Origin of the sequence: Streptomyces sp. NPDC057302 (genome assembly GCF_042667685.1) — a bacterium.
Lineage (GTDB): Bacteria > Actinomycetota > Actinomycetes > Streptomycetales > Streptomycetaceae > Streptomyces.
The window spans coordinates 54,784-75,912 of the sequence record NZ_JBHUZJ010000032.1; the positions used below are offsets into that span (position 1 = coordinate 54,784).

The window sequence follows — 21,129 nt, forward strand, 5'->3', positions numbered from 1 at the left end:
CCGGGTTACCGCCCCGGCGTATGGGCGGGGTGGCACTGCCCACCGTGCCCCACCCGCCCCGCCCGCGCACCGCCAACCCGCACAAGGAGGTGCCCAACCATGACCACCCACCGCATCCGCGTCGGCATCGACGTGGGCGGAACCTTCACCGACGCCGTGGCGGTCGACGCCACGACCCTGGAACTCCTGGGACAGGTGAAGGTCCCCACCAGCCACCATCATGAGGACGGCGTGGCCCACGGCATCGTGGAAGCCCTGAGCCGTCTGCTGGCAGAAACCGGCCGCGCACCGGAGGACATCGCTTTTCTGGCGCACGGCACGACACAGGCTACCAACGCCCTCCTTGAGGGCGATGTCGCCACCGTGGGCCTGATCGGCATCGGCGCCGGCCCCGCCGCCGCGCTCACCCGCAGGCTCGCCGCGCTCGGCAAGCTCCAACTGACCCCGGGCAAAAGCCTTCCGCTCGCCTACGCCCACGTGTCGGACCCCGACGACGCTGCGGCGGTCCGGCGGGCCGCGGACACGCTGGCGCAGGAGGGCGCCCAAGTCCTCGTGGCCACCGAGCCGTTCAGCGTGGACCGGCCCGAGGGCGAACAGGCCGTCGTGGCCGCGGCACGTTCCGCCGGTCTTCCGCTGACCGCCGCACACGAGATCACCTCGCTGTACGGGCTGCGCAAACGCACCCGCACGGCGGTGGTGAACGCGGCCATCCTGCCGCGCATGCTGGCCACCGCCGACCTCGTCGACAGCTCCATCACCAAGGCCGGGGTCGACTCCCCGCTCATGGTGATGCGCTGCGACGGCGGAGTGATGTCCCTCGACGAGATGCGGCGCAGACCCCTCCTGACGGTCCTGTCGGGACCCGCGGCAGGTGTGGCGGGCGCGCTGATGCAGGAACGCATCAGCGAGGGCGTCTTCCTGGAGACCGGCGGCACCTCCACCGACATCAGCGTCGTGCGGCGCGGCAAGGTGGCCGTCCAGCACGCCACGATCCTGGGCAAGAAGTCCTACCTCAACGCCCTGGACGTCCGCACCGTCGGAGTCGGCGGCGGTTCCATGGTGCGGATCGGCGGCGGCAAGGTGACCGGGGTCGGACCGCGCAGCGCCCACATCGCCGGGCTGCCCTACGCGTGCTTCGCGACCCTGGAGGACCTGCGCGACGCCACGCTCACGACCATCCGCCCGATGGCCGACGACCCGCAGGACTACGCCGTCCTCGACGCGGCGGGCGGCCGCTTCGCCCTCACCATGACGTGCGCGGCCAACGCGGCGGGACGCGTGCCCGAGGGCGACTTCGCCCGCAGCGACCAGGCGGTCGCCGAGGCGGCGATCGCCCCGCTCGCCGAGGCCCTCGGCGTGGACACGGCCACCGCGGCGGCCCGGCTGCTCGACGTGGGAACGGCCCACGTCAAGAAGGTCGTCGACACGATGATCCGTGACTACCGCCTCGACGAGGACACCGCCGTGCTCGTCGGCGGCGGCGGTGGAGCCGCGTCCGTCACCCCGCACCTGGCCGAGGCCAGCGGCCTGCGGGGGCGCATCGCACGGCACAGCGAGGTGATCAGCCCGATCGGCGTCGCGCTCGCCCTGGTCCGCGAGCAGATCGAGCGGACCGTACCCGGCGCGGGCCAGGAACAGATCCTCGCCGTACGGGCGGAAGCCGAGGCGGCCGTCATCGCGCAGGGCGCCGCCGCCGACGGCGTCGAGGTCGAGGTCACCGTCGACCCGCAGACCAGCACCGTCCGCGCCGTCGCCACCGGCGCCACCGAACTGCGCACCCAGGACAGGGCGCACCGGACCGACGGGGCGGAGCGGCTGCGCACGGCGGCGGCCAGCCTCAAGACCGATCCGGCCCAGGTCACCGTCCTGGCCACGACCGCATCCCACACCGTGTACGGGACCGAGGTGCGCCGCACCCTGCGCGCCACCCGGCATCCGGTACGGATCGTCGACGCGGACGGCGTCATACGCCTGCACGTCCCCGACGCCCGCGTGGAGACCACCCGGGTCGCCGATGCCCCCGAAGCACTGGCGAAGCTGGTGCGCGAGACCACCTCGTACGGAGACGGCGGAGTCCGGGCCCCGGCCGTGCGGCTGCTGCTCGGCTCCCGGATCGCGGACCTGTCAGGAGTCCTCGACCCCGGGCCGCTGCTCGCGCTGGCCCGCAGCGAACTCGATTCCCGTAGCGCCGACGAGCCGGTCGTCGCCGTCCTGGAGGTACGCACATGAGCCGTACCGGAGTCCTTCGCACGAGCGCCCCCACGTCGCCCCCGCCCGAGACCCTCGACGACCTGGACCACGCCGTCCACCTCCTCGCCGCGACCCCCACCCACGAGGGCCGCGACCCCCGGCTCCTTCGTCACTGGGCGCGCACGGCCGAGGAGTTCGGCGCCGCTCTTGCCCCCGTGCCGTGCCGGGCCAGGATCGTCGAGCGCGCCGACGGCCTGGAACGCGGCCTGCTCGCCCGCTACACCTCACGGCCGACGCCCACGGTGGAGCTCTACACCGACACCCTCGCCGCGGCCGAAGCGCTGATCGACGAGCGGGGCTGGCGGCACTGGTATCCGCTGGGGTCGGTGCGCGCTGCGGCCCTCGCCCACGAGTCCGTGCACGAACACCTCCACCACGGTCCGGCGAAGGCCGCGCTGAAACAGGCCCTGGGCCATGTCGTCCTGCGCGCGGGACGGCTGCGGCTGTACGGACACGTGGCGGGCGCGGAGGAGATCGCCGCCCACGCCCACGCCCGGACCGTCTGCGGTCTCGGCCGCAGCCCCCTTCTTCTCACGGCCGCGCTCGCCGACGCCGTGACCCACAGAGAGAAGTAGCGCCATGGGCGTTGTCATCCTGATCGTCATGGCGGTGGGTGTCGCCGCGATGCTCACCCGCAAACTCCCCACCGCCTTCGCCCTGGTCCTCCTGGGTGTCGTCATCGCACTCGTCGCCGGCGCACCGCTGACCGGCAAGGAGAGCGTCTTCGACACCGTCCTCCAGGAGGGCGCCCCGATGCTCGCCTCGACGATGATCGCGGTGCTGCTCGGATCGTGGCTCGGCAAGCTCCTGGACGAGACCGGGATCGCCGGGACCATCGTCCGCAAGATCGTGGAGTTCGGCGGCGACCGGCCCACGGTCGTGGCACTCGGCGTCCTCGCCGTGTCCGCGCTGATCGGTACGGTCACCGGCTCGGCGCCGGCCGCCATGCTGGCCGGCATCATCGGCATCCCGGCGATGGTCGCCGTGGGCATCCCCAAGGTCACCGCGGCGGGCACCATCCTGATGGGGATCGCCGTAGGGGTGCCGTTCGAACTGCCCATCTGGCAGTTCTTCTCGACCGCCCTGGACCTGCCGGTCCCCACGGTGCGCGGCTTCATGGTGAAGCTGTTCCCGCTGGCCCTGGTCGCGGCCGTCGCCTTCGTGCTGGTCGAGTCCCGCCGCCGGGGCGTCGAACACACCTGGTCGCTGAAGACCGCTCCCGACAAGCGCGGGTCGCGCCGCGAACGCCTCGGCGACGCACCCTGGTACGCGCTGCTCACCCCCGTCGTGCCGCTCGTCCTGGCCCTCGGCTTCGAACTGGCCATCATTCCCTCGCTGCTGGCCGGTGTCCTCTACGCCCTGGTCACCACGACCCGGCCCCGCGAGATGAACAAGCGGCTGCTGCGCACCCTGTACGGCGGCTTCGAGGTCGCAGCGCCTCCGATCGCGCTGTTCATCGCCATCGGCATCCTGCTCGCCGCGGTGAAACTGCCGGGGGCCATCGAAGCGCTCGAACCCCTGGTCAAGGCCGTCAGCCCGCAGAACCCGGTGCTGTTCGTCCTGGTCTTCACGCTGCTGGTGCCGCTGTGCCTCTACCGGGGCCCGCTCAACGTCTACGGCCTCGGCGCGGGCATCGCGGGCGTCCTCATCGCGGCCGGCATCTACCCCGCCGTCGCCGTGCTCGGCCTCGCCGCCTCCTACAACCAGGTCTTCGGCGTCGCCGACCCCACCAGCACCCAGACGGTGTGGAGCGCCCAGTACGCGGGCGTCGGCCCCCAGCAGGTCATGGTCCGCACCCTGCCGTACGTGTGGGCCGTCGCACTCGGCGGATTCTGCGTCACCGCCGCCACCTACCTCTGAGCACTTCTCGGATCTTCGAGCACTTCTCCGACATTCAACTCCCGGGACGGAGTACAGAAATGAACGAGCCCCAGCACAACTTCCCGCGCCGCGTCCTCCTGCGCGGAGCCGCAGCCACCGGCACGGCCCTGGCGATCGGCGCCGGAACGGCGGGCACGGCCTCGGCCGCGCCGGGCGGCTTCCCCGACTACACCTACGTACGAACGGTCCTGAAGCCCTCGGACCTCGCCTACAACCCCACGGGCGAGATCATCTTCCCGTGCCTGCGCGGCACGGTGGGCCGCGTCTCCAACGCCCTGGGCCGCTACTACCTCTACTACGCCCCGCACGACGCCCCCGGCGGCATCTGCCTGGCCTACGGCGACTCGATCGACGGGCCCTTCACCGAGTACAAGGCCAACCCGCTGGTCACCAACGACTGGCAGCCGCACTACAAGGTCAGCCACGTCTCCTCGCCCCACGTCCTGTGGAACGAGGACGCCAAGGAGATGTGGCTGTACTTCCACGGCGAGAACACCACGACCCGCCTCGCCCGCTCCAAGGACGGCATCCACTTCACGTACGACAAAGTGGTCCTCTCCACTTCGATGCTCCCGAGCGGCACGACCGAGACGTCCTACGCCCGCGTGTTCCGTCACGACCTGCCCTCCCGTGGCGCCCGCTACGTGATGCTCTTCATGCTGAACAACACCTCCAACCACCGTGACATCGCCTGGGGTTGGTCGGCCGACGGACGCAACTGGACCTTCGACCAGACCCCACTGATCCGGCACGCCGATGTGGGCGCGCAGAACGTGGGCGGACCGCACCTGCTGACGCGCGGGAACAGCGCCTACGTCGTCTACAACACGGACAAGGCAAGCGGCGGCAACATACTGATCACCGAGGTAGGCAAGGACTTCTCCCGCCGTGATCACCGCGGGATCTTCCACGACTCGATGAACGGGGCACCGGACAACGGACGCAGCGCGTCACCGAGCTTCGGAACGGAGAACGGCGTGCCCTACATGATGTACGAGGCGGGGGAGCGGCTACAGGGCGCGATCGCCCTGGCGCGGGCGAAGTAGCCCCTTTGCCGGTGGAGTTGCCCTGCCACGTCCACGTCCACGTCCACGTCGCGAGGCTGAGGAGTGATCCGATCGCGTCACGGCAGTCCGGGGCCTCGTGACGGCGTGTCGCTCGGGGTGTCGTCCTGTTTGGGGAACGGCGGGGGCGGCCATGTGGGGCGATGGGACGGTGGCAGGGCGCGCAGGGCCTGGCCCACGGTGAGGTAGCGGGGGAAGATCTCCGTGCTGCCGGTCAGTGTCAGGAGTTCGGCGAGATGGCGGCCGGCGCCCGCGAGGAGGAGCTGGCCCTCGCGGCGCCGCAGCAGCCACCGCACGCCGAGCAGGCAGTTGAGCCCACGGGAATCGCAGAACACCAGTGCCGTCACATCCAGGACGAGATGTCGATGACCCGCCATGACCGAGGCGCCGAGCGTGCGCAGGAAGAATTTCTCGGCGTTCCGGTCGAGTTCACCGCTCACGCGCAGCACGGCACACTCGTCGCACCGCGCGAGCTCGCTGATGATGAGGCGATGGGTCTGCGTCGCCATCGCGCCTCCCTGTGGTCGACGTACGGAAGCCCGTGCGCATCCTGACGCGCAATCTGTCCGGCTCCCGGGTCCCCTGTCCACCCCTCTCTACGCCTCGCCGCTCCCGGTGGCCGGTACTGCCGGGGTCGGTGGGCGCGGCACAGAACTTGCAAGAGGTCGGGGATGTTACGATTCTTGGCGTTCGTGTGTGATCCGGATCGAGGAAGTTGGGAGTTGGGGCTGATGACCGCGCTCAAGGCCACTGCCATGCGCACCGCCCGGACCGCCCTCACGTCCCGGGCCGTGGCCTGAATCTCCTGGATCCGCCCTCGTCGGGAGCGTGAGCTCGCGGGGCACCCTCCACACGAACCCACCATGAAACGGATTTCCATCCATCATGAGCGACACCCTGAACAACACCATGGGCAACACCTGGATCACGCGCGCCGAGACCAGCGCTGACATCCCCGCCGTCCACGCGGTCAACGCCGCCGCGTTCGACACCCCGGCGGAGGCCGACCTCGTCGACGCGCTGCGCGCCGACACCGCCTGGATCGACGGACTGTCCATCGTCACCACCGACCAGGACGGCAAGGTCGTCGGCCACGCGCTGCTGACCCGCTGCCACATCGGGGAGACCCCGGCCCTGTGCCTGGCCCCCGTCGCCGTACTCCCCGGGTATCAGAAGACCGGCGCGGGCTCCGCGGCCATCCGCGCCGCGCTCGACGCCGCCAAGGACAGGGGCGAGCGCTTCGTCACCGTCCTCGGGCACCCGGAGTACTACCCGCGATTCGGCTTCACCCGTGCCTCCACGCACGGCATCGGCATCAGTATCGAGGTCCCCGACGAGGCCATGATGGCTCTCGCCCTCGACCCCGGCCACCCGCTGCCCAGTGGCATGGTGCGCTACGCCGAGCCGTTCGGCATCTAAGCCGGAGCCCGCCGTGCCGGGGTCGCCATGACCCCGGCACGGCCCCGGAAAGTCCGTTGCGGCCGGGCTCCCGGCATCGGAGAGTAGAGCCCATGACCGCGCCCACCACCCTCCCGCCCGGCCTGACCGTGCGTCCGGCTACGTTCGACGACGCGGCGGCGGTGTGCGCGCTGCTCGGCGAGATCGACCTCCTTGAGATCGGCCGTGCCGACACCGAACTCTCCCAGATCCAGGCCGACTTGAAGCATCCCGAAGTGGACCTGGAGCACGACTCCTGGCTGCTGTTCGAGGGCGGCCGGCTGATTTCGTACGGCCTGCTGTGGGACGAGTCCGGCGGCGAGCGGATCGACATCGAGTACTGCACGCTGCCTGATCGCCCCCAGGCTTTCCAGTACCTGCTGGGCCTGATGGAGACGCGTACCGAGGAGCGGGCCGCCGCCAACGGAGCGGACCGGGCCGTGGTCCACCTGCACCTCAACATCGCGCCCACCGTGGACCTGCGAGCCCTGCGCGAGCGAGGCTGGAAGGCGGTCCGGCGCTACCACTCGATGGCCCGGGCCCTGTCCGACGGCACGGACGGGTTGCCGCAGCCGCCGACCGGCGTGACGCTGCGTCCCTGTTGTGCCGAGCCCGACCGCCGCCGTGCCCACGCGCTGCTTCAGGACACCTTCGCCGACCACTTCGACTTCCACCCGCGTACGTACGAGCAGTGGCTGGACGACATGGACCACGAGCGTGTCGACTGGTCGCTCATGTGGATCGCGCGGGTCGAAGGGCTCGGCGACGCGGCGATCCTGCACACCCACGACGACCTCACCTCGATGGCCTGGATCGGTCACATCGGCGTGCTGCGCCAGGCCCGGGGCCGGGGCCTGGGCAGCTATCTCCTGCGTCATGCCTTCGGCCACTACGCGGCGCGGGGCCGCGACCGGATCGGCCTCGGCGTGGACACCGACAACAGCAGCGGCGCGCTCGCCCTGTACGAACGCCACGGCATGACACTCGACTTCGCCGTCCAGACCTGGGAGTTGACCCGCCCGGTCGTCCGCTGACGGGGCGGGCGGCCGGACCGGGAGTGCGGTCCGGACGAGGGGGCGGCTAGACCGAGGCCGGGAACGCGAACCGTACGTCGGTCAGTTGCTCCGAGAGCTCCCACAGGCGGCGGCCCGTCGCAGGGTCCGAAGCCGTGGGCGCCAGTTCTACGCGGGTCGGGGCGCCCCGCAGCTCCGCCATGCCGCCCGGTCCGATGAACTGGCCGCTCTGCACGTCCGGATCCGTCGCCGCGTACAGCTGGGGCAGCGCGCCGTCCGCCGGGCGCTGCGCGAACAGCGGGTTGCCGATGCGGCCGAACACGACCCGCCACAGGCCGACCGGCGCGCTCGTCTGGAGGTTGGTGGCCGTGTAACCGGGGTGGGCGAGCACACTGCGCACCGGGCTCGTGGACTCGGTCAGGCGGCGGTGGAGTTCGCGGCCGAAGACGGCGTTGGCGAGCTTCGACTGGTTGTAGTAGCCCATGGGCCGGTAGCCGCGCTCGCCGTTCAGGTCGTCGAAGCGGATCTTCGCCTGCCGGTGATTGACCGAACTCACCGTCACCACACGGGGGTCGCGTCCGGCGGCCAGCAGGTCGAGCAGCAGGCCGGTGAGCGCGAAGTGGCCGAGGTGATTGCAGGCGAACTGCAGCTCGTGGCCCTGTGCGCTGAGCGTGCGGGGCGGCGCCATCACGCCCGCGTTGTTGATGAGCACGTCGAGGCGGGAATGGTCGGCGTGCAGCTGATCGGCGAAGCCGCGTACCGAGCCGAGGTCGGCCAGGTCCAGGAGGCGCACCTCCAGGCTCGCGTCGGGGTGGTCGGCGGTGATCTCCGCGACCGCCCTGTCGCCCTTCTCCTTGTCGCGTACGGCGAGGATCACGTGCCCGCCCCGCCCGGCGAGCGCCCGCGTGGTCGCCAGACCGAGGCCGCTGTTGGCTCCGGTGACGACGAACACCCGGTCGGTCTGGTCCGGTATCTGCTCGATTGTCCAGCGCTGCTGCTGCGTCATGCGGCACATGCTGTCGTCGTTGGCACAGAGTGTCAAGAGGATCCTGAGTGTCACCAAGGGCATGGCGTGTACCATGGCCCGGTGAGTTCCCGCCCCGAAGTGAGCATGGCCGAGCGCAAACGGCAGCTCGTATCGAACGAGTTGACCGAAGCGGCGCTGCAACTCCTTGCCCGAAAGGGGTTCGACGCGGTCACCATCGACGAGATCGTCACCAGCGCCGGGGTCTCCCGGCGGACGTTCTTCCGGTACTTCGCATCCAAGGAGGACGTGGTCGTCCAGTTCCTGGCCGACATGGGTGTGGGCATCCACGCGGAGTTGGCGGCTCGCCCCGTGGAGGAGCGGCCCTCCGTGGCGCTGCGGCACGCCGTGTGGGTTCCCCTCGCCGCCTGCGGCGACCACTCCGAGCGGGTGCTGCCCGTGGTGCGGCTGATTCTGCGTACGCCGGCCCTGCGCGCCCGCTTCCTGGAGCGTCAGGCGCAGTGGAGCGACGACCTGACGGGGGAGGTGGCGCGGCGTGCGGGGCGCGACGCGGACGTGGACCTGTATCCGAGGCTGGCCGCCGGGATGGCGCTGACCGCCTTCGACGCCGTGCTCCAGCGGTGGAGCGACAGCGGCGGCGCCGAGGATCCCGCGGAGCTGACCGACCGGGCCTTCGCCGTCATCGCTCCGGCGCTGGACGCCGGGGAGGCGTAGGGCTCGGAGGGGCGGCGGGCTGGGAGGGACGGCAAAAGCGGAGGGGCGGTGGCCTTCGCGGGCCCCGCGGGCTGGCATCATCGAGGGATGTCTGACTTGATCATCGCCGCCTGTGACGGAGCCGCGAAGAAGAATCCCGGGCCTGCGGCCTGGGCCTGGGTGGTCGCCGATGCCGATGAGCGCCCGCAGCGGTGGGAGGCCGGTCCGCTCGGTCACGCCACCAACAACGTGGCCGAACTGACCGCGCTGGCCGAGCTGTTGGAGTCCACGGACCCGGCGGTTCCGCTGGAGGTCCGGATGGACAGCCAGTACGCGATGAACGCGGTCAGCAAGTGGATCGCGTCCTGGAAGCGGAACGGCTGGCTGACCTCGGCGAAGAAGCCGGTCGCCAACAAGGACCTCGTCGTACGCATCGACGCGCTTCTGCAGGGCCGCCCGGTGACCTTCCGGCACGTCGCCGCCCACCAGGTGGACGGCGATCACCTCAACGCGATCGCCGACGTCGCGGCCAGCGACGCCGCCACCTCGCAGGAGCCCGCAGGCACCGCCCACGGCGCCCTCACCATCCCGGAGCCGCGGCCCGAGCGCATGACGGCCGCGCCCGCCGCCCGCACGAGCAAGAGCTCCACCGCGCGGACGGGCAAGGCATCTTCGGGCGCGGTCATCAAGGCCAAGTTCCCCGGCCGCTGCCACTGCCAGAAGCCCTACGCCGCCGGAGAGAAGATCGCGAAGAACGCGCACGGCTGGGGCCACGTGGAGTGCCGCGAGTCCTGAGGCGAGAGGGGCGGCGTAGCCCGGCAGGCACCGCGCCCGTCAGGAGGGATCGCCGGGCACGGCGTCCAGGAGGCCGCGGACGACGGGTCCGGCGGAGGCGCCGCCGGTGACGCCCTTCTCGACGACGCAGGCCACGGCGACGTTGCCGCGATGCGCGACGAACCAGCCGTTGTTGGGTACGCCGTCGGACACCTCGGCGGTGCCGGTCTTCGCCCCCACGTCGCCGGGCAGATCGGCCAGGACCGAGGCCGTGCCGTCGGTGACCGTTGCCCGCATCAACTCGCGCAGCTGCGTGACGACTTCGCGCGGCAGCGGGGTGGTCTTCGTCGTGTCCTTGCCGCTGGTGAGGGTGGGCTGGTGGAAGGCGCCGGACACCGCCGTCGCGGTGACGGACGCCATGATCAGCGGGTTGGCCTGCACCCTGCCCTGCCCGATCATCGATGCGGCCTTCTCGGTCTGATCGCGGGGGACGGGGACGGAACCGTCGTACGAGGGAATGCCGACCCTCCACTTCTGCCCGACCCCGAAGTACTTGCCCGCGACATCGCCCAGCTCCTGATCGCCGACCTTGTCGCGCAGGCTGATGAAGGCGGTGTTGCAGGAGGCGGTGAAGTCCTTGCGGAAGGTGGCGCCCGGGTACTTCGAGGTCTCGACGTTCTGGAACCGCTTGCCGACGGTCAGGTACTGGGGGCAGTCCACGACGTCGCCGGGCGCGACCGCGTCCTTGAGCAGCAGCGCGCTGGTGGTGACGATCTTCCAGGTGGAGCCGGGCGCGTAGGTGCCCGAGACGGCCCGATTGAACCCGGAGGCAGGGGAGTTGGCCACGGCCAGGATCTCCCCGTCGTCGATCCGCAGGGCGACGAGCGCGGCGTCCTTGCCCTCGGCCTCGGTGGCGAGGGCCTTCTCCGCGGCCGACTGCCAGGTGGCGTCGAGGGTGGTGGCCACGGGCCGGTCCGCGGGGCGGTCGGACTTCTTGCCGAAGGTGGCTTCCGTGCCCTTGATGTCACCGGTGGCCCGGTCGACGCGCCGGACCGCGCCGCGCGGACCGGCACCGCTGCCGCCGGCGATCCGGGGGAGCAGCGGGCCGAGGGAGGGGTACTTCTCGCTCGACAGGGCGTTCCCGTCACGGTCGTTGATCTCGGGCCCTGCCGCGTCCTCGCGCTCCAGACGGAACTTCTCCGTGCTGCTCAGCTTCGGGTGGACGAGGGACAGCGCCCAGTCCACCTTCCAGGAGCCGTCGTCCTGCTCGCGCAGGGGCAGTGCCGATGCGTAGGTCCAGGTGCCGAGATCGGTGACGGGCATCTTGGCGGTGAAGGGCACGGTCACGGCGCCGTCCTCACCGGCCGTGGCCGCGCCCGGAGTCAGGGTCGGCCCGCTGATGTCGAGCCCGGCGGTGAAGCTCTGCAGGACGCGCTCCGCCTGCTCGGGGCTCGAGGTCAGCGCCGCCGCCCGCGCCATGCGCCCCGCCTCCCATTCGGCCAGGAAGGCACGCGCCTGCTTCGCCGCGTCCGCGTCCGGTATCGGCGGCCCGGGATCGAAGGGACCCAGCTCCGCGGCGTACCCGACGCCTGCCGCGAGCGCGAGCGTCAGGCCCACGGCGACCACCACCCGGGGGGCCTTCCTGGCAGGTCTGCGGCCGGGTCTGGTGAGCGGTGCGGCATCCGTCATCGAGGGCTCCTCGGGCTGGCTTCCCGCTGCGGGCAGCGGAGCGTTCGGGAAGGGCGGGGCGGGGGGGGGCGGTGCGCGGTACGCGGTGCGCTGCTTGGTCCACGGGGCGCCGCCGGGACGTGGGGGCGCCGCCGGGACGTGCCCGGCGGCGCATCTCCTGCTAGGACAGCGAGTCGACGACCACGGAGGCGGCTTGCGCGATCAGCTTGTCGTCGGGCTCGGCGTCCTTGTCGGCGCGGTTCGACAGGATCGAGATGACGATGGGCGCGCCGTCGGGCCGCCACACCACGGCGATGTCGTTGCGGGCGCCGTAGTAGGTGCCGGTGCCCGTCTTGTCGCCGACCACCCAGCTCTTGGGCACACCCGCCTTGATGGTGTGGTCGCCGGTGGTGTTGGTCCGCAGCCACTTGGTGAGCTGCGCGCGCTCGCCCTTGCGCAGGACGTCCCCGAGCACGAACGCGCGCAGGTCCTTGGCCAGCGCCCGAGGCGTGGAGGTGTCGCGCTTCTCGCCCGGGACCCAACTGCTCAGGTCGGGCTCACGGCGGTCCATCCGTGTCACGTCGTCGCCGAGGTCCTCCAGCACGGCGTCCAGGCCCTTGGGCCCGCCGAGCTTGTCGAAGAGCAGGTTGGCAGCCGTGTTGTCGCTGTAGCGGACGGCGGCGTCGCACAGTTCGCCCAGGGTCATCCCGGTCTCGACGTGCTTCTCGGTCACGGGGGAGTTGGCGACCAGATCGTCCTTGGAGTACGTGACCTTCCGGTCGAGGCCGCTCAGGGAGTACTTGCGCAGCACGGCACCGGCGGCCAGCGCCTTGAACGTGGAGTTGTAGGCGAAGCGCTCACCGGCGTTGTGGGCCACCTCGCGTCCGGTGCCGGTGTCGACGGCGTACACACCAAGACGCGCGTCGAACTTGCGCTCCAGCGCCTTGAACGCGCGGGCCGACGACTCCGTCGTTCCCGCGGTCTTCGAGCTCGCCGCGGCCTTCGTCTTCACCGTGGAGGGGGACGACGAGGCCGAGGAGTCGCCGTCCGCGCAGGCCACGAGCGGGACGAGGCAGAGCGTGGCGAGCGCGCCGAGAACGGTGCGGCGGGGGCGGGTGTGCTGCATGGGCAAAACCTCCGGGGCGCCCCAGCGGCAGGGCGCATAGGGGACGGGGCGGCACGGCTCCGTCCCGGTACGTGGTCGTGAGTGCCAGAGCCACCCTTGCCGTCGGGTGCGTATGCGGTCCAATACGCTCATGCGCGGTTCCATGCTGATCTGGCATAGGGTTTCGGGCGTGGATCTGGTGGGAGCGTGTCGCGCGTTCGTCAGCGTCAGCGAGTACGGCAGTTTCACCGATGGGGCGGCAGCGGCGCGGATGTCCCAGTCGGTGGCGAGCCGTCGGGTCGCCGCGCTGGAGGAACGGTTCGGTGAGCCGCTGTTCGAGCGCACGTCGCGGCGCGCCGTCCTGACCCCCTTCGGCCGGGAGATGCTGCCGTCGGCCCGGCAGCTCGTGCAGGCGGCCGACGTGCTCCTCGACGAGGCGGAAGCCGTCAAGCGCAAGCCCTGGCGGCTCGCGGTGCCCGGCATCTGCTCCACGGCCGGTCTCGCCCGCCTCGTCGCCGAGGCGCGCGGCCACGGCGTCACGCTCGACCTGCGGGTCGCGGCGCCGACGCGGCGCAGGGAGCTCCTGCACGCGCAGCAGGTGCGCGCCGCGCTGCTGGCGGTGCCCGCGGACGAGGCGGCGTGGTCCGTGCCGCTCGGGCTCGCCGCCGCCCAGGATCCCGGCGTGCGGCGCGTCTACCTGGAGACGCTGCGGGTCGGACGTGCCTCTCCCGGACCGGCCCGCCGGGTCTGGATCCAGCCGGAGGACGACGTGCCGCACATCCGCGATCCGCTGACGCGCCTGCGCGACGCGGTGGGCCTGCGGCCCGCGCAGCTGGTCGCAGCGGCCGATCTGACGAGCGCCGCGGCCGAAGTCCTCTGCTCGGGCGACCTGCTGCTGTGCTCCCGCGCGCAGGCCGATGAGCTCGCCCTGGCCTGGCGGCCCATCGGCGAGATCACCTTCGGCCGGGGGTTCGCCCTGGCCGCCGCGGCGGACGGCAATCCGCAGCACATCGAAGCGCGCCTGGGCGAGGCCATCGCCCGCTGCCTGGGCGCGGACGTCCGGGCGGACACCAGGGGAGGGACGGCTCAATGACCGGCGGGACGATCGGCGGACCGGGGAGCGGCACCGGTGGCATCGGCGGTGGCGCGCACACCGAGGCGCTGCTGCGCGACATACGCCTGCAACTGCTCGACGGCGGCCTGCACGGCTGCCTGCTCGTGCGGGACCTGCACACGGGGGACGAGCTGGGGATCGAGGCGGACACCCACCTGCCGTCCGCGTCCCTGGTCAAGGTCCCGCTCGCGCTCGCGACGGTCGAGCGGATCCGGCGGGGCGAGCTCGACGGGGCGACGGTGCTGGAGGTGCCGCCCGGACGGGTCAGCACACCGGGCCCCACCGGGCTGAGCCGATTCCGCCACCCCGCCCGGATCGCGATCGACGACCTGCTCTATCTGAGCACCTGTCTGAGCGATGGCACGGCCGCCGACGCGCTGTTCGAACTGACCCCGCCCGCCCAGGTCGCCGGCATCCTCCACGAGCTCGGCATCCGCGGTATCGCCGTACGGCACTGCGTGGGCGAGCTGTTCGACACCCCCGTGGAACGCTTCGACGCCGATCAGGTCCATCTCGCCCACGCCCTGGCCATCGACGCGGGCACCAGCGGCCGTGGACACCGGGTGCCCCAGCTGGACACCACCCGCGCCAACACCGGCAGCGCGCGCACCTACGTCGACCTGCTGCAGGCGCTGTGGACGCCGTCGAAGATCCACCCGGACGTGGCCGAGCGACTGCGCGACCTCATGGCCCACAACGTGCTGCGGCACCGGCTCACCCCGGACTTCAGCTCCGACGCGAGCGTCTGGTCGTCCAAGACCGGCACGCTGCTCAACCTGCGCCACGAGATCGGTGTCGTCGAGCACTCCGACGGTCAGTCCTTCGCGATCGCCGTCCTGACCGAGTCCCTCGTGCCGGCCAGTGCGCAGCCCGGCGCCGACGCGCTCATGGCACAGGCCGCCCGCAGTCTGCGCGACCACCTTCGGCAGCTTTAGGGCCCCGCTGTGACATCGCGTACCCCTGTGCGCCGCGACCGTGACGAACTGCCTCACCAGCCCGAACAGTTGACCTGGGGCCCTGTAGGGTCGGAAGATCCTTGTCGGCTGGGGGCGGGAGGAACGCTGCCCGCCGCACACTGAGCACGGTCGGACACGTAGTGGAGCCACGGATGACTGCAGACGACACCAACGTCCACATCGACACCAGCAAGCCGCACCCCGCGCGTGTCTACGACTGGCTTCTGGGCGGCAAGGACAACTACCTCGTCGACCAGGAACTCGGCGAGAAGCTGCCGCCCGAGGCCCGCGCGAACGCGGCGCGGAACCGGGCGTTCATGAACCGCGCCGCGGCCTGGCTCGCTGACAACGGTGTCAGGCAGTTCCTCGACATCGGCACCGGTATCCCCACCGAGCCGAACCTCCACCAGATCGTGCAGGCGATTGCTCCCAGCTCCCGTGTCGTGTACGCCGACAACGACCCCATCGTGCTGCGGCACGCCGAGGCTTTGCTGGTCAGCAGCGCGGAAGGCGCCACGGACTACGTCCAGGCGGATGTGCGCAGCCCGGAGACGATCCTCGACCACGCGCGCGAGCTCCTGGACTTCACCCGGCCCATCGCGCTCTCCCTCATCGCCCTGATGCACTTCATCACCGACGACGAGGATCCCTACGGCCTGACGCGCACCCTGGTGGAGGCGCTGCCCTCCGGCAGTTACCTGGTGCTGTCCCACGGCACGACCGACGAGCACCCCGACCTCGCGGACTCCGTCACCGACACGTACAAGAAGGGCCAGGTGCCCTTGAGGATGCGGCGCCGCGCGGAGGTCGCGCGGTTCTTCGAGGGACTGGAACTGGTCGAGCCGGGCCTGGTGACGGCGACGCACTGGTACAAGGAATCACCGGCTCCGAAGGCCGAGTTGAGCGGTTTCTATGTCGCGGTGGCCCGCATTCCCTGAGATGTGAGACTAGGGCCCTGCCCCAGGGCGAGGGGAGGGCCCTCGGGCCGATATCTACCGACGATCAGGCGAAAAGGACCGACCGAAGCTTCAACCGCTCGCTCCCGCCGCCGGTGTGGGGACGCAGCGTGAACTCGTCGCCGGAGCAGTCGGCGTTGGTGAAGACGATCGCGAACGAGTCGGTGCGGTTCTTGGGGGAGTGGGCGGGCGGCTGGCTGTACTCCTGGGCCGCCTCGGCGAGCGTGACGCACTCACCGCTGGGCGGGTCGTGCAGGGTGACCTGCTCCTCCTCTCCGCTGCTGTCGATGTACGTGTAGCTGAAGCCCCCCTCGGCCGCGTAAGCGGAGCCGCCGGGCACGGTCAGCACCAGCACGGCGGCACCGGCCGCGGCGGCCAGAGAATGACGAAGACGCATGGATCGTTTTCCTTTGCTGGGAACGGCACGTGAACGCATCCCGCATTCCCGTCCTGACCAGCAGGGATACCTGAACTTACGCAGCCGCGCCGCCGAAACGATCCGCCCTCACCCGTTCGGTCCCGTGCAGGGCTCGGCGCGTGCGGCTGTCGGTCACGTGAGACGACCCCGACCGGACGCTCCGACCGGATTCAGCAAGCACGCAAACAGAACGCAAGAATTGCAGTATTCTTGCGGCCATGACGCGACGACTTGCTCAGGTGGCGCGGAAGGTCGGGGTCAGCGAGGCCACGGTCAGCCGGGTGCTCAACAACAAGCCGGGGGTCTCCGACGCGACCCGGCAGTCCGTGCTCTCGGCCCTCGATGTTCTGGGGTACGAACGGCCTACCCAGCTGCGGGGTGAACGGGCCCGGCTCGTGGGGCTCGTGCTGCCCGAGTTGCAGAACCCGATCTTCCCGGCGTTCGCGGAAGTGATCGGTGGGGCGCTCGCCCAGCAGGGGCTGACCCCCGTGTTGTGCACGCAGACCAAGGGTGGGGTCTCCGAGGCGGATTACGTGGAATTGCTGCTGCAACAGCAAGTGTCCGGCGTTGTGTTCGCCGGTGGGCTGTACGCGCAGGCGGACGCCCCGCATGATCACTACAAGCGGCTCGCGGCGCGCAAGATCCCGGTGGTCCTCGTCAACGCGGCGATCGAGAGGCTCGGTTTTCCGGCGGTCTCCTGTGACGACGCGGTCGCGGTCGAGCAGGCCTGGCGGCATCTCTCCTCGCTCGGCCACCGCCGCATCGGCCTGGTGCTGGGACCCGCCGACCACATGCCCTCGCAGCGCAAGCTCGCCGCCGCCCGCGCGATCGCCGAGCAGACCGGCCCCCCGCTGCCCGAAGAGCACGTCGGGCGGGGGATGTTCTCGATCGAGGGCGGACAGGCCGCCGCCGCGCGGCTCCTGGATGCCGGGGTCACCGGCATCGTCTGCGCGAGCGACCCCCTGGCGCTCGGCGCGGTGCGCGCCGCGCGCCGCCGGGGACTCGGCGTCCCGCAGGACGTCTCGGTGGTCGGGTACGACGACTCGGCGTTCATGACCTGCACCGAACCGCCGCTGACCACGGTGCGTCAGCCGATCGAGGCCATGGGGCGCGCCGTGGTCGAGCTCCTCGCGCTGCAGATCGCGGGGAGCGCCGTGCCCACGGAGGAACTGCTCTTCGAGCCGGAGCTGGTGGTGCGCGGCTCGACGGGTCAGCCGCCGCAGGAGTAGGGCGACGGGAGGGTGTTGTAGGGCTCTGGGCGGACATTGCCCTCTCGCTGTCAATTTCTTTCAATCATCGCGCGAGATATTGCGCGGTTCTGCTGACGGTGCTTGAGTAAGCGCCGCCACACAGTCCGCGCAGCTGTGGGCTTCCTGCTCCTGCCATGCCGTCCCTGCCTCCACGGGCAGGCGGCGCTGTCCAAAGGGGTCCACCGATGAGCAGCTCCGGAATGCCGTACCTCCGACGCATCCGCCGCCGCACCACCAGCCGTGCGGCCGGCCGCACCACGATCCGCACCCACCGCCGTACGGCCACCGTCGCCGTCGCCTCCGCGCTCGCCCTCACCGCCCTCGCGGCATGCGGCACCAGCAGCAGCGACAGCGGCGACTCCGGCGGGGACGACAGCGGCAACGCGGCCAACGCCGCCGCCCCGCTGGACCCGAAGACCAAGGTGACGCTCACCATCGACTGCATGCCGCCCGCCACCGAGAAGGGCGAGCTCAAGCAGTGGAAGGAAGACGTCGCGGCGTTCAACAAGAAGTACCCGAACGTCACGATCAAGGGGAAGCAGACCGACCCCTGCCTGGAGCCTCCCCGCTTCACGGCGATGCTGAAGGCCAAGTCCCAACCGGACGTCTTCTACACCTACTTCACCGACCTCCAGCAGGTCCTGGACAACGACGGCGCCCAGGACATCAGCGCCTACGTGAACGACAAGTCCGTACCGGCGATCAAGGACATGGACCCCAACGTCCTGAACGTCCTGAAGAAGGACGACAAGCTCTACGGACTGCCCTACAGCAACTACACGATGGGCCTGCTGATCAACCGCAAGCTCTTCGAGAAGGCCGGTCTCGACCCCAACTCGCCCCCGACCACCTGGGCGGAGGTCCGCACCGCCGCGAAGAAGATCGCCGCGCTCGGTGACGGCGTCTCGGGCTTCGGCGAGTACAGCGCAGGCAACAACGGCGGCTGGCACTTCACCGCCACCACGTACGGCCTCGGCGGCGACATCGTGAGCAAGGACGGCAAGAAGGCCGCCTTCAACAACGACACCGGCAAGCAGATCGTGGACAACCTCAAGGCCATGCGCTGGGACGACAACAGCATGGGCAAGACCCAGCTCCTGAAGTGGGGCGACCTGCAGAAGCAGATGGCCGCCGACAAGCTGGGCATGTTCCTCGCCGCGCCCGACGACATCACGTACATGGTGCAGAACCTCGGCGCGAAGTACGACGACTTCGGGATGGGCCCGATACCCGGCCAGAAGGCCACCCTCTTCGGCGGCAACGACTACATGATCAAGAAGGGCAGCTCGCCCGACCAGATCAAGGCCGCGATCGCCTGGATCAACTTCAAGTTCCTCAGCGTCGGCAAGGGCCAGTTCGACTGGGCCCGCACCAAGGCGGACGGACTGCCGGTGGGCCTGCCGCAGCCGAACTTCTGGACCGGTGACAGCAAGACCACGGACGACAAGGCCCGCGCGGCCAGCTCGACCATGCCCGTCGAGAACTTCCAGGCCTTCACCGACAAGCCGGTCACCGGCAAGGCCGAGCCGCCCAAGGCGCAGGAGGTCTACAAGGTCCTGGACACGCTGATGTCGGCCGTCCTCACGAACAAGGACGCCGACGCGGACAAACTCCTGAAGACCGCCGAACAACAGGTCAACCAGGTTCTGGCCAACCAGTGATGTCCGCACCCACCCTCTCCAAGAACAAGGCCCGGCCGTCCCCCCAGACGGACGGCCGGGCCGCCCGCCCCGAACGCGCCGCGTTCCGCCAGGCGTTGAAGCGCAACCTCACCGCCCACGGCTTCCTCATCGGCGCTCTCCTGTGTTTCGCGCTCTTCTCCTGGTATCCGATGGTCAGGGAGTTCATCCTGGCCTTCCAGAAGACCGAGAACGGCGAGACGGTCTGGGCCGGCTGGTCCAACCTCACCTACATCTTCAACGACCCGGCCTTCTGGCAGGCGTGGCGCAACACCCTCCTGTTCACCGGCCTCGCCCTGCTGCTCGGCTTCGCCGTGCCCTTCGCCATCGCCCTCGTACTCAATGAATTCCGGCACGGCCGGGGCTACTTGAGGCTGCTCGTCTACCTCCCGGTGATGCTGCCGCCGGTGGCGTCGGTGCTGCTCTTCAAGTACTTCTACGACCCCGGGTACGGCCTCTTCAACCGCATCCTGGGATCCGTGGGCCTGCCCGAACAGGCGTGGCTCCAGGACACCGACACCGCGATGGTCTCCGTGGTCATCGCCGCCACCTGGATGAACATGGGCGGCGCGACGCTGATCTACCTGGCCGCGCTGCAGTCCATACCCGGCGAGCTGTACGAGGCTGCCGAGCTGGACGGGGCCGGCGTCCTGCGCAGGATCTGGCACGTCACCATCCCGCAGACCCGCCTCATCCTCTCGCTGATGCTGCTCATGCAGATCATCGCCACGATGCAGGTGTTCGTGGAGCCGTTCCTGCTCACCGGCGGCGCGGGCCCCGAGGGCGCGACCCTGACGGTCGTCCACCTCATCTACCAATACGCGTTCACCTTCAACAACTACGGCAGCGCGGCGGCGCTCGGCCTTGTCCTGCTCGTACTGCTCGCCGGATTCTCGGCGGCGTACGCACGACTGAGCCGCGCGGGCAGCGAAGACTAGCCGGGGGAGAGCACGGACATGAGCACACGCACCCTGATCTCCCCGGCCCAACTGGCCCGACCCCGTGGCAAGTTCCTGTACTGGACCGCCTTCACCGTGGTGACGGTCGTCTTCACCCTGGTCTTCATCGGCCCGCTGTACTGGATGGTCGTCAGCGGCCTCAAATCACCGCAGGAATTCGCCCTGACACCGCCCACCCTGGTCCCCGACGCCGTCCATCCGCAGAACTACGCGGACGCCTGGGGCGTGATGGACCTGGCCCGGCTCCTGTTCAACACCCTGTACTACGCGCTCGGCGCCCTCGCCTTCCAGCTGATCTTCGACGTGGCAGCCGCCTACTCGCTCTCCAAGCTGCGGCCCGTCTTCGGCAAGGCGATCCTCGGCGCGATGCTGCTCACCCTGATGATCCCGGCGACCGTCCTGGTCGTACCGCAGTACCTGACCGTCCTTGACGTGCCGGTCGTGGAGCGCAACCTCATCAACTCGCCGTGGGCGATCTGGCTTCCCTCGGTCACCAACGCGTTCAACATCTTCCTGCTCAAGCGGTTCTTCGACTCGATACCGCGCGAGCTCCTGGACGCCGCCTCCATCGACGGCGCCTCCTCCCTGCGCACCCTGCGCTCCGTGGTCCTGCCCCTGTCCCGGCCGATCCTGGGCGTGGTGTCGATCTTCGCGGTGGTCGCGGTCTGGAAGGACTTCCTCTGGCCGATGCTCACCCTGCCCGACCCCGGCAAGCAGACCGTCAACGTCGGCATCTACTCACTGGCCGCGAGCGTCTCCGAGAACTGGCTCCTGGCCGCACTCGCCATCGCCTCGCTGCCGACGCTGATCATCTTCCTGATCTTCCAGCGCAACATCATGAGCGGCCTGACCGCCGGCAGCCTCAAGGGCTGACCCCCGGGCCCACCCCGCGCACCCCGCCACCGCCCAAGCGCCGCGGCGACGGGG

20 protein-coding genes are annotated in these 21,129 nt (G+C 70.4%); 15 read left to right on the plus strand and 5 right to left on the minus strand.

The window, feature by feature from the left end:
* Positions 1-99 precede the first annotated feature (99 nt).
* Genes ACFUPX_RS22660 through ACFUPX_RS22675 form a run of 4 tightly spaced genes read left to right on the plus strand, consistent with a single transcriptional unit; the run spans position 100 to position 5,177 of the window.
* Positions 100-2,229, plus strand: coding sequence for a hydantoinase/oxoprolinase family protein (locus ACFUPX_RS22660; protein ID WP_383325354.1), 2,130 nt, complete (start codon positions 100-102; stop codon positions 2,227-2,229).
* Entirely contained in the window at positions 2,226-2,825 is a 600-nt protein-coding gene (locus ACFUPX_RS22665; RefSeq protein ID WP_383325357.1) for a hypothetical protein, read from the plus strand. The genes ACFUPX_RS22660 and ACFUPX_RS22665 overlap by 4 nt, the downstream gene beginning before the upstream one ends.
* Positions 2,826-2,829: 4 nt before the next feature.
* Positions 2,830-4,110, plus strand: a complete 1,281-nt coding sequence (locus tag ACFUPX_RS22670; protein ID WP_383325360.1) for a TRAP transporter large permease subunit — start codon at positions 2,830-2,832, stop codon at positions 4,108-4,110.
* Positions 4,111-4,169: 59 nt separating this feature from the next.
* The gene (locus ACFUPX_RS22675; RefSeq protein WP_383325363.1) at positions 4,170-5,177 is read left to right on the plus strand and encodes a hypothetical protein; all 1,008 of its coding nucleotides are present in this window, start codon (positions 4,170-4,172) and stop codon (positions 5,175-5,177) included.
* A 77-nt stretch (positions 5,178-5,254) separates the two neighbouring features.
* Here the strand turns inward: ACFUPX_RS22675 and ACFUPX_RS22680 are convergent, their stop codons facing one another.
* On the minus strand, positions 5,255-5,704 hold the full coding sequence (locus ACFUPX_RS22680; RefSeq protein WP_383325366.1) for an STAS domain-containing protein: 450 nt from the start codon (positions 5,702-5,704) through the stop codon (positions 5,255-5,257).
* Between the two features lie 400 nt (positions 5,705-6,104).
* Here ACFUPX_RS22680 and ACFUPX_RS22685 point away from each other — a divergent pair, with 400 nt between their 5' ends.
* Entirely contained in the window at positions 6,105-6,614 is a 510-nt protein-coding gene (locus ACFUPX_RS22685) for a GNAT family N-acetyltransferase (protein WP_383325461.1), read from the plus strand.
* A gap of 92 nt (positions 6,615-6,706) precedes the next feature.
* Positions 6,707-7,666: a GNAT family N-acetyltransferase gene (locus tag ACFUPX_RS22690; protein WP_383325369.1), complete on the plus strand. Its 960-nt coding sequence runs from the start codon at positions 6,707-6,709 to the stop codon at positions 7,664-7,666.
* Positions 7,667-7,712: 46 nt separating this feature from the next.
* On the opposite strand, the gene ACFUPX_RS22695 is transcribed toward ACFUPX_RS22690, so the two are convergent.
* Entirely contained in the window at positions 7,713-8,651 is a 939-nt protein-coding gene (locus ACFUPX_RS22695; protein ID WP_383325371.1) for an oxidoreductase, read from the minus strand.
* A gap of 105 nt (positions 8,652-8,756) precedes the next feature.
* On the opposite strand from ACFUPX_RS22695, the gene ACFUPX_RS22700 reads away from it, so the two are divergent.
* Together ACFUPX_RS22700 and ACFUPX_RS22705 are read left to right on the plus strand one after the other, a co-directional pair.
* Positions 8,757-9,344 carry a TetR family transcriptional regulator gene (locus ACFUPX_RS22700; RefSeq protein ID WP_383325464.1) on the plus strand — a complete coding sequence of 196 codons (588 nt, stop codon included), beginning with the start codon at positions 8,757-8,759 and terminating at the stop codon, positions 9,342-9,344.
* Between the two features lie 87 nt (positions 9,345-9,431).
* Positions 9,432-10,118 carry a ribonuclease H gene (locus ACFUPX_RS22705; protein ID WP_383325374.1) on the plus strand — a complete coding sequence of 229 codons (687 nt, stop codon included), beginning with the start codon at positions 9,432-9,434 and terminating at the stop codon, positions 10,116-10,118.
* A gap of 39 nt (positions 10,119-10,157) precedes the next feature.
* Here the strand turns inward: ACFUPX_RS22705 and ACFUPX_RS22710 are convergent, their stop codons facing one another.
* Together ACFUPX_RS22710 and bla are read right to left on the minus strand one after the other, a co-directional pair.
* On the minus strand, positions 10,158-11,786 hold the full coding sequence (locus ACFUPX_RS22710; RefSeq protein WP_383325377.1) for a penicillin-binding transpeptidase domain-containing protein: 1,629 nt from the start codon (positions 11,784-11,786) through the stop codon (positions 10,158-10,160).
* 160 nt (positions 11,787-11,946) lie between these two features.
* The gene (bla, locus tag ACFUPX_RS22715; protein ID WP_383325380.1) at positions 11,947-12,891 is read right to left on the minus strand and encodes a class A beta-lactamase; all 945 of its coding nucleotides are present in this window, start codon (positions 12,889-12,891) and stop codon (positions 11,947-11,949) included.
* Between the two features lie 169 nt (positions 12,892-13,060).
* Here bla and ACFUPX_RS22720 point away from each other — a divergent pair, with 169 nt between their 5' ends.
* The 3 genes from ACFUPX_RS22720 (at position 13,061) to ACFUPX_RS22730 (ending at position 15,878) form a co-directional block, all read left to right on the plus strand.
* On the plus strand, positions 13,061-13,963 hold the full coding sequence (locus ACFUPX_RS22720; protein WP_383325383.1) for a LysR family transcriptional regulator: 903 nt from the start codon (positions 13,061-13,063) through the stop codon (positions 13,961-13,963).
* Complete coding sequence (locus ACFUPX_RS22725; RefSeq protein WP_383325387.1) at positions 13,960-14,919, plus strand: serine hydrolase; 960 nt, start codon at positions 13,960-13,962, stop codon at positions 14,917-14,919. Before ACFUPX_RS22720 ends, ACFUPX_RS22725 begins: the two co-directional genes overlap by 4 nt.
* Before the next feature lie 173 nt (positions 14,920-15,092).
* Positions 15,093-15,878 (plus strand): SAM-dependent methyltransferase, encoded by a 786-nt coding sequence (locus ACFUPX_RS22730; RefSeq protein ID WP_383325390.1) that lies wholly within the window; start codon positions 15,093-15,095, stop codon positions 15,876-15,878.
* Positions 15,879-15,942: 64 nt separating this feature from the next.
* On the opposite strand, the gene ACFUPX_RS22735 is transcribed toward ACFUPX_RS22730, so the two are convergent.
* The gene (locus tag ACFUPX_RS22735; protein ID WP_383325393.1) at positions 15,943-16,293 is read right to left on the minus strand and encodes a hypothetical protein; all 351 of its coding nucleotides are present in this window, start codon (positions 16,291-16,293) and stop codon (positions 15,943-15,945) included.
* A 239-nt stretch (positions 16,294-16,532) separates the two neighbouring features.
* Here ACFUPX_RS22735 and ACFUPX_RS22740 point away from each other — a divergent pair, with 239 nt between their 5' ends.
* The 4 genes from ACFUPX_RS22740 to ACFUPX_RS22755 all read left to right on the plus strand — a co-directional run bounded on the left by ACFUPX_RS22740 (position 16,533) and on the right by ACFUPX_RS22755 (position 21,075).
* Positions 16,533-17,543 (plus strand): LacI family DNA-binding transcriptional regulator, encoded by a 1,011-nt coding sequence (locus ACFUPX_RS22740; protein ID WP_383325396.1) that lies wholly within the window; start codon positions 16,533-16,535, stop codon positions 17,541-17,543.
* 206 nt (positions 17,544-17,749) lie between these two features.
* A complete protein-coding gene (locus ACFUPX_RS22745; RefSeq protein WP_383325399.1) occupies positions 17,750-19,225 on the plus strand; it encodes an extracellular solute-binding protein in 1,476 nt (491 codons plus the stop codon).
* Positions 19,225-20,181 carry a carbohydrate ABC transporter permease gene (locus ACFUPX_RS22750; RefSeq protein WP_383325402.1) on the plus strand — a complete coding sequence of 319 codons (957 nt, stop codon included), beginning with the start codon at positions 19,225-19,227 and terminating at the stop codon, positions 20,179-20,181. Before ACFUPX_RS22745 ends, ACFUPX_RS22750 begins: the two co-directional genes overlap by 1 nt.
* A gap of 18 nt (positions 20,182-20,199) precedes the next feature.
* Positions 20,200-21,075, plus strand: coding sequence for a carbohydrate ABC transporter permease (locus tag ACFUPX_RS22755; protein WP_383325405.1), 876 nt, complete (start codon positions 20,200-20,202; stop codon positions 21,073-21,075).
* Positions 21,076-21,129: the final 54 nt, after the last annotated feature.

What these genes read in the sequence shown, in the direction of transcription:
- ACFUPX_RS22660 (WP_383325354.1), top strand. Translation starts at nt 100, where the DNA reads ATGACCACCCACCGCATCCGCGTCGGCATCGACGTGGGCGGAACCTTC.
- ACFUPX_RS22665 (WP_383325357.1), top strand. Translation starts at nt 2,226, where the DNA reads ATGAGCCGTACCGGAGTCCTTCGCACGAGCGCCCCCACGTCGCCCCCG.
- ACFUPX_RS22670 (WP_383325360.1), top strand. Translation starts at nt 2,830, where the DNA reads ATGGGCGTTGTCATCCTGATCGTCATGGCGGTGGGTGTCGCCGCGATG.
- ACFUPX_RS22675 (WP_383325363.1), top strand. Translation starts at nt 4,170, where the DNA reads ATGAACGAGCCCCAGCACAACTTCCCGCGCCGCGTCCTCCTGCGCGGA.
- ACFUPX_RS22680 (WP_383325366.1), bottom strand. Translation starts at nt 5,704, where the DNA reads ATGGCGACGCAGACCCATCGCCTCATCATCAGCGAGCTCGCGCGGTGC.
- ACFUPX_RS22685 (WP_383325461.1), top strand. Translation starts at nt 6,105, where the DNA reads ATGGGCAACACCTGGATCACGCGCGCCGAGACCAGCGCTGACATCCCC.
- ACFUPX_RS22690 (WP_383325369.1), top strand. Translation starts at nt 6,707, where the DNA reads ATGACCGCGCCCACCACCCTCCCGCCCGGCCTGACCGTGCGTCCGGCT.
- ACFUPX_RS22695 (WP_383325371.1), bottom strand. Translation starts at nt 8,651, where the DNA reads ATGACGCAGCAGCAGCGCTGGACAATCGAGCAGATACCGGACCAGACC.
- ACFUPX_RS22700 (WP_383325464.1), top strand. Translation starts at nt 8,757, where the DNA reads ATGGCCGAGCGCAAACGGCAGCTCGTATCGAACGAGTTGACCGAAGCG.
- ACFUPX_RS22705 (WP_383325374.1), top strand. Translation starts at nt 9,432, where the DNA reads ATGTCTGACTTGATCATCGCCGCCTGTGACGGAGCCGCGAAGAAGAAT.
- ACFUPX_RS22710 (WP_383325377.1), bottom strand. Translation starts at nt 11,786, where the DNA reads ATGACGGATGCCGCACCGCTCACCAGACCCGGCCGCAGACCTGCCAGG.
- bla (WP_383325380.1), bottom strand. Translation starts at nt 12,891, where the DNA reads ATGCAGCACACCCGCCCCCGCCGCACCGTTCTCGGCGCGCTCGCCACG.
- ACFUPX_RS22725 (WP_383325387.1), top strand. Translation starts at nt 13,960, where the DNA reads ATGACCGGCGGGACGATCGGCGGACCGGGGAGCGGCACCGGTGGCATC.
- ACFUPX_RS22730 (WP_383325390.1), top strand. Translation starts at nt 15,093, where the DNA reads ATGACTGCAGACGACACCAACGTCCACATCGACACCAGCAAGCCGCAC.
- ACFUPX_RS22735 (WP_383325393.1), bottom strand. Translation starts at nt 16,293, where the DNA reads ATGCGTCTTCGTCATTCTCTGGCCGCCGCGGCCGGTGCCGCCGTGCTG.
- ACFUPX_RS22740 (WP_383325396.1), top strand. Translation starts at nt 16,533, where the DNA reads ATGACGCGACGACTTGCTCAGGTGGCGCGGAAGGTCGGGGTCAGCGAG.
- ACFUPX_RS22745 (WP_383325399.1), top strand. Translation starts at nt 17,750, where the DNA reads ATGAGCAGCTCCGGAATGCCGTACCTCCGACGCATCCGCCGCCGCACC.
- ACFUPX_RS22750 (WP_383325402.1), top strand. Translation starts at nt 19,225, where the DNA reads ATGTCCGCACCCACCCTCTCCAAGAACAAGGCCCGGCCGTCCCCCCAG.
- ACFUPX_RS22755 (WP_383325405.1), top strand. Translation starts at nt 20,200, where the DNA reads ATGAGCACACGCACCCTGATCTCCCCGGCCCAACTGGCCCGACCCCGT.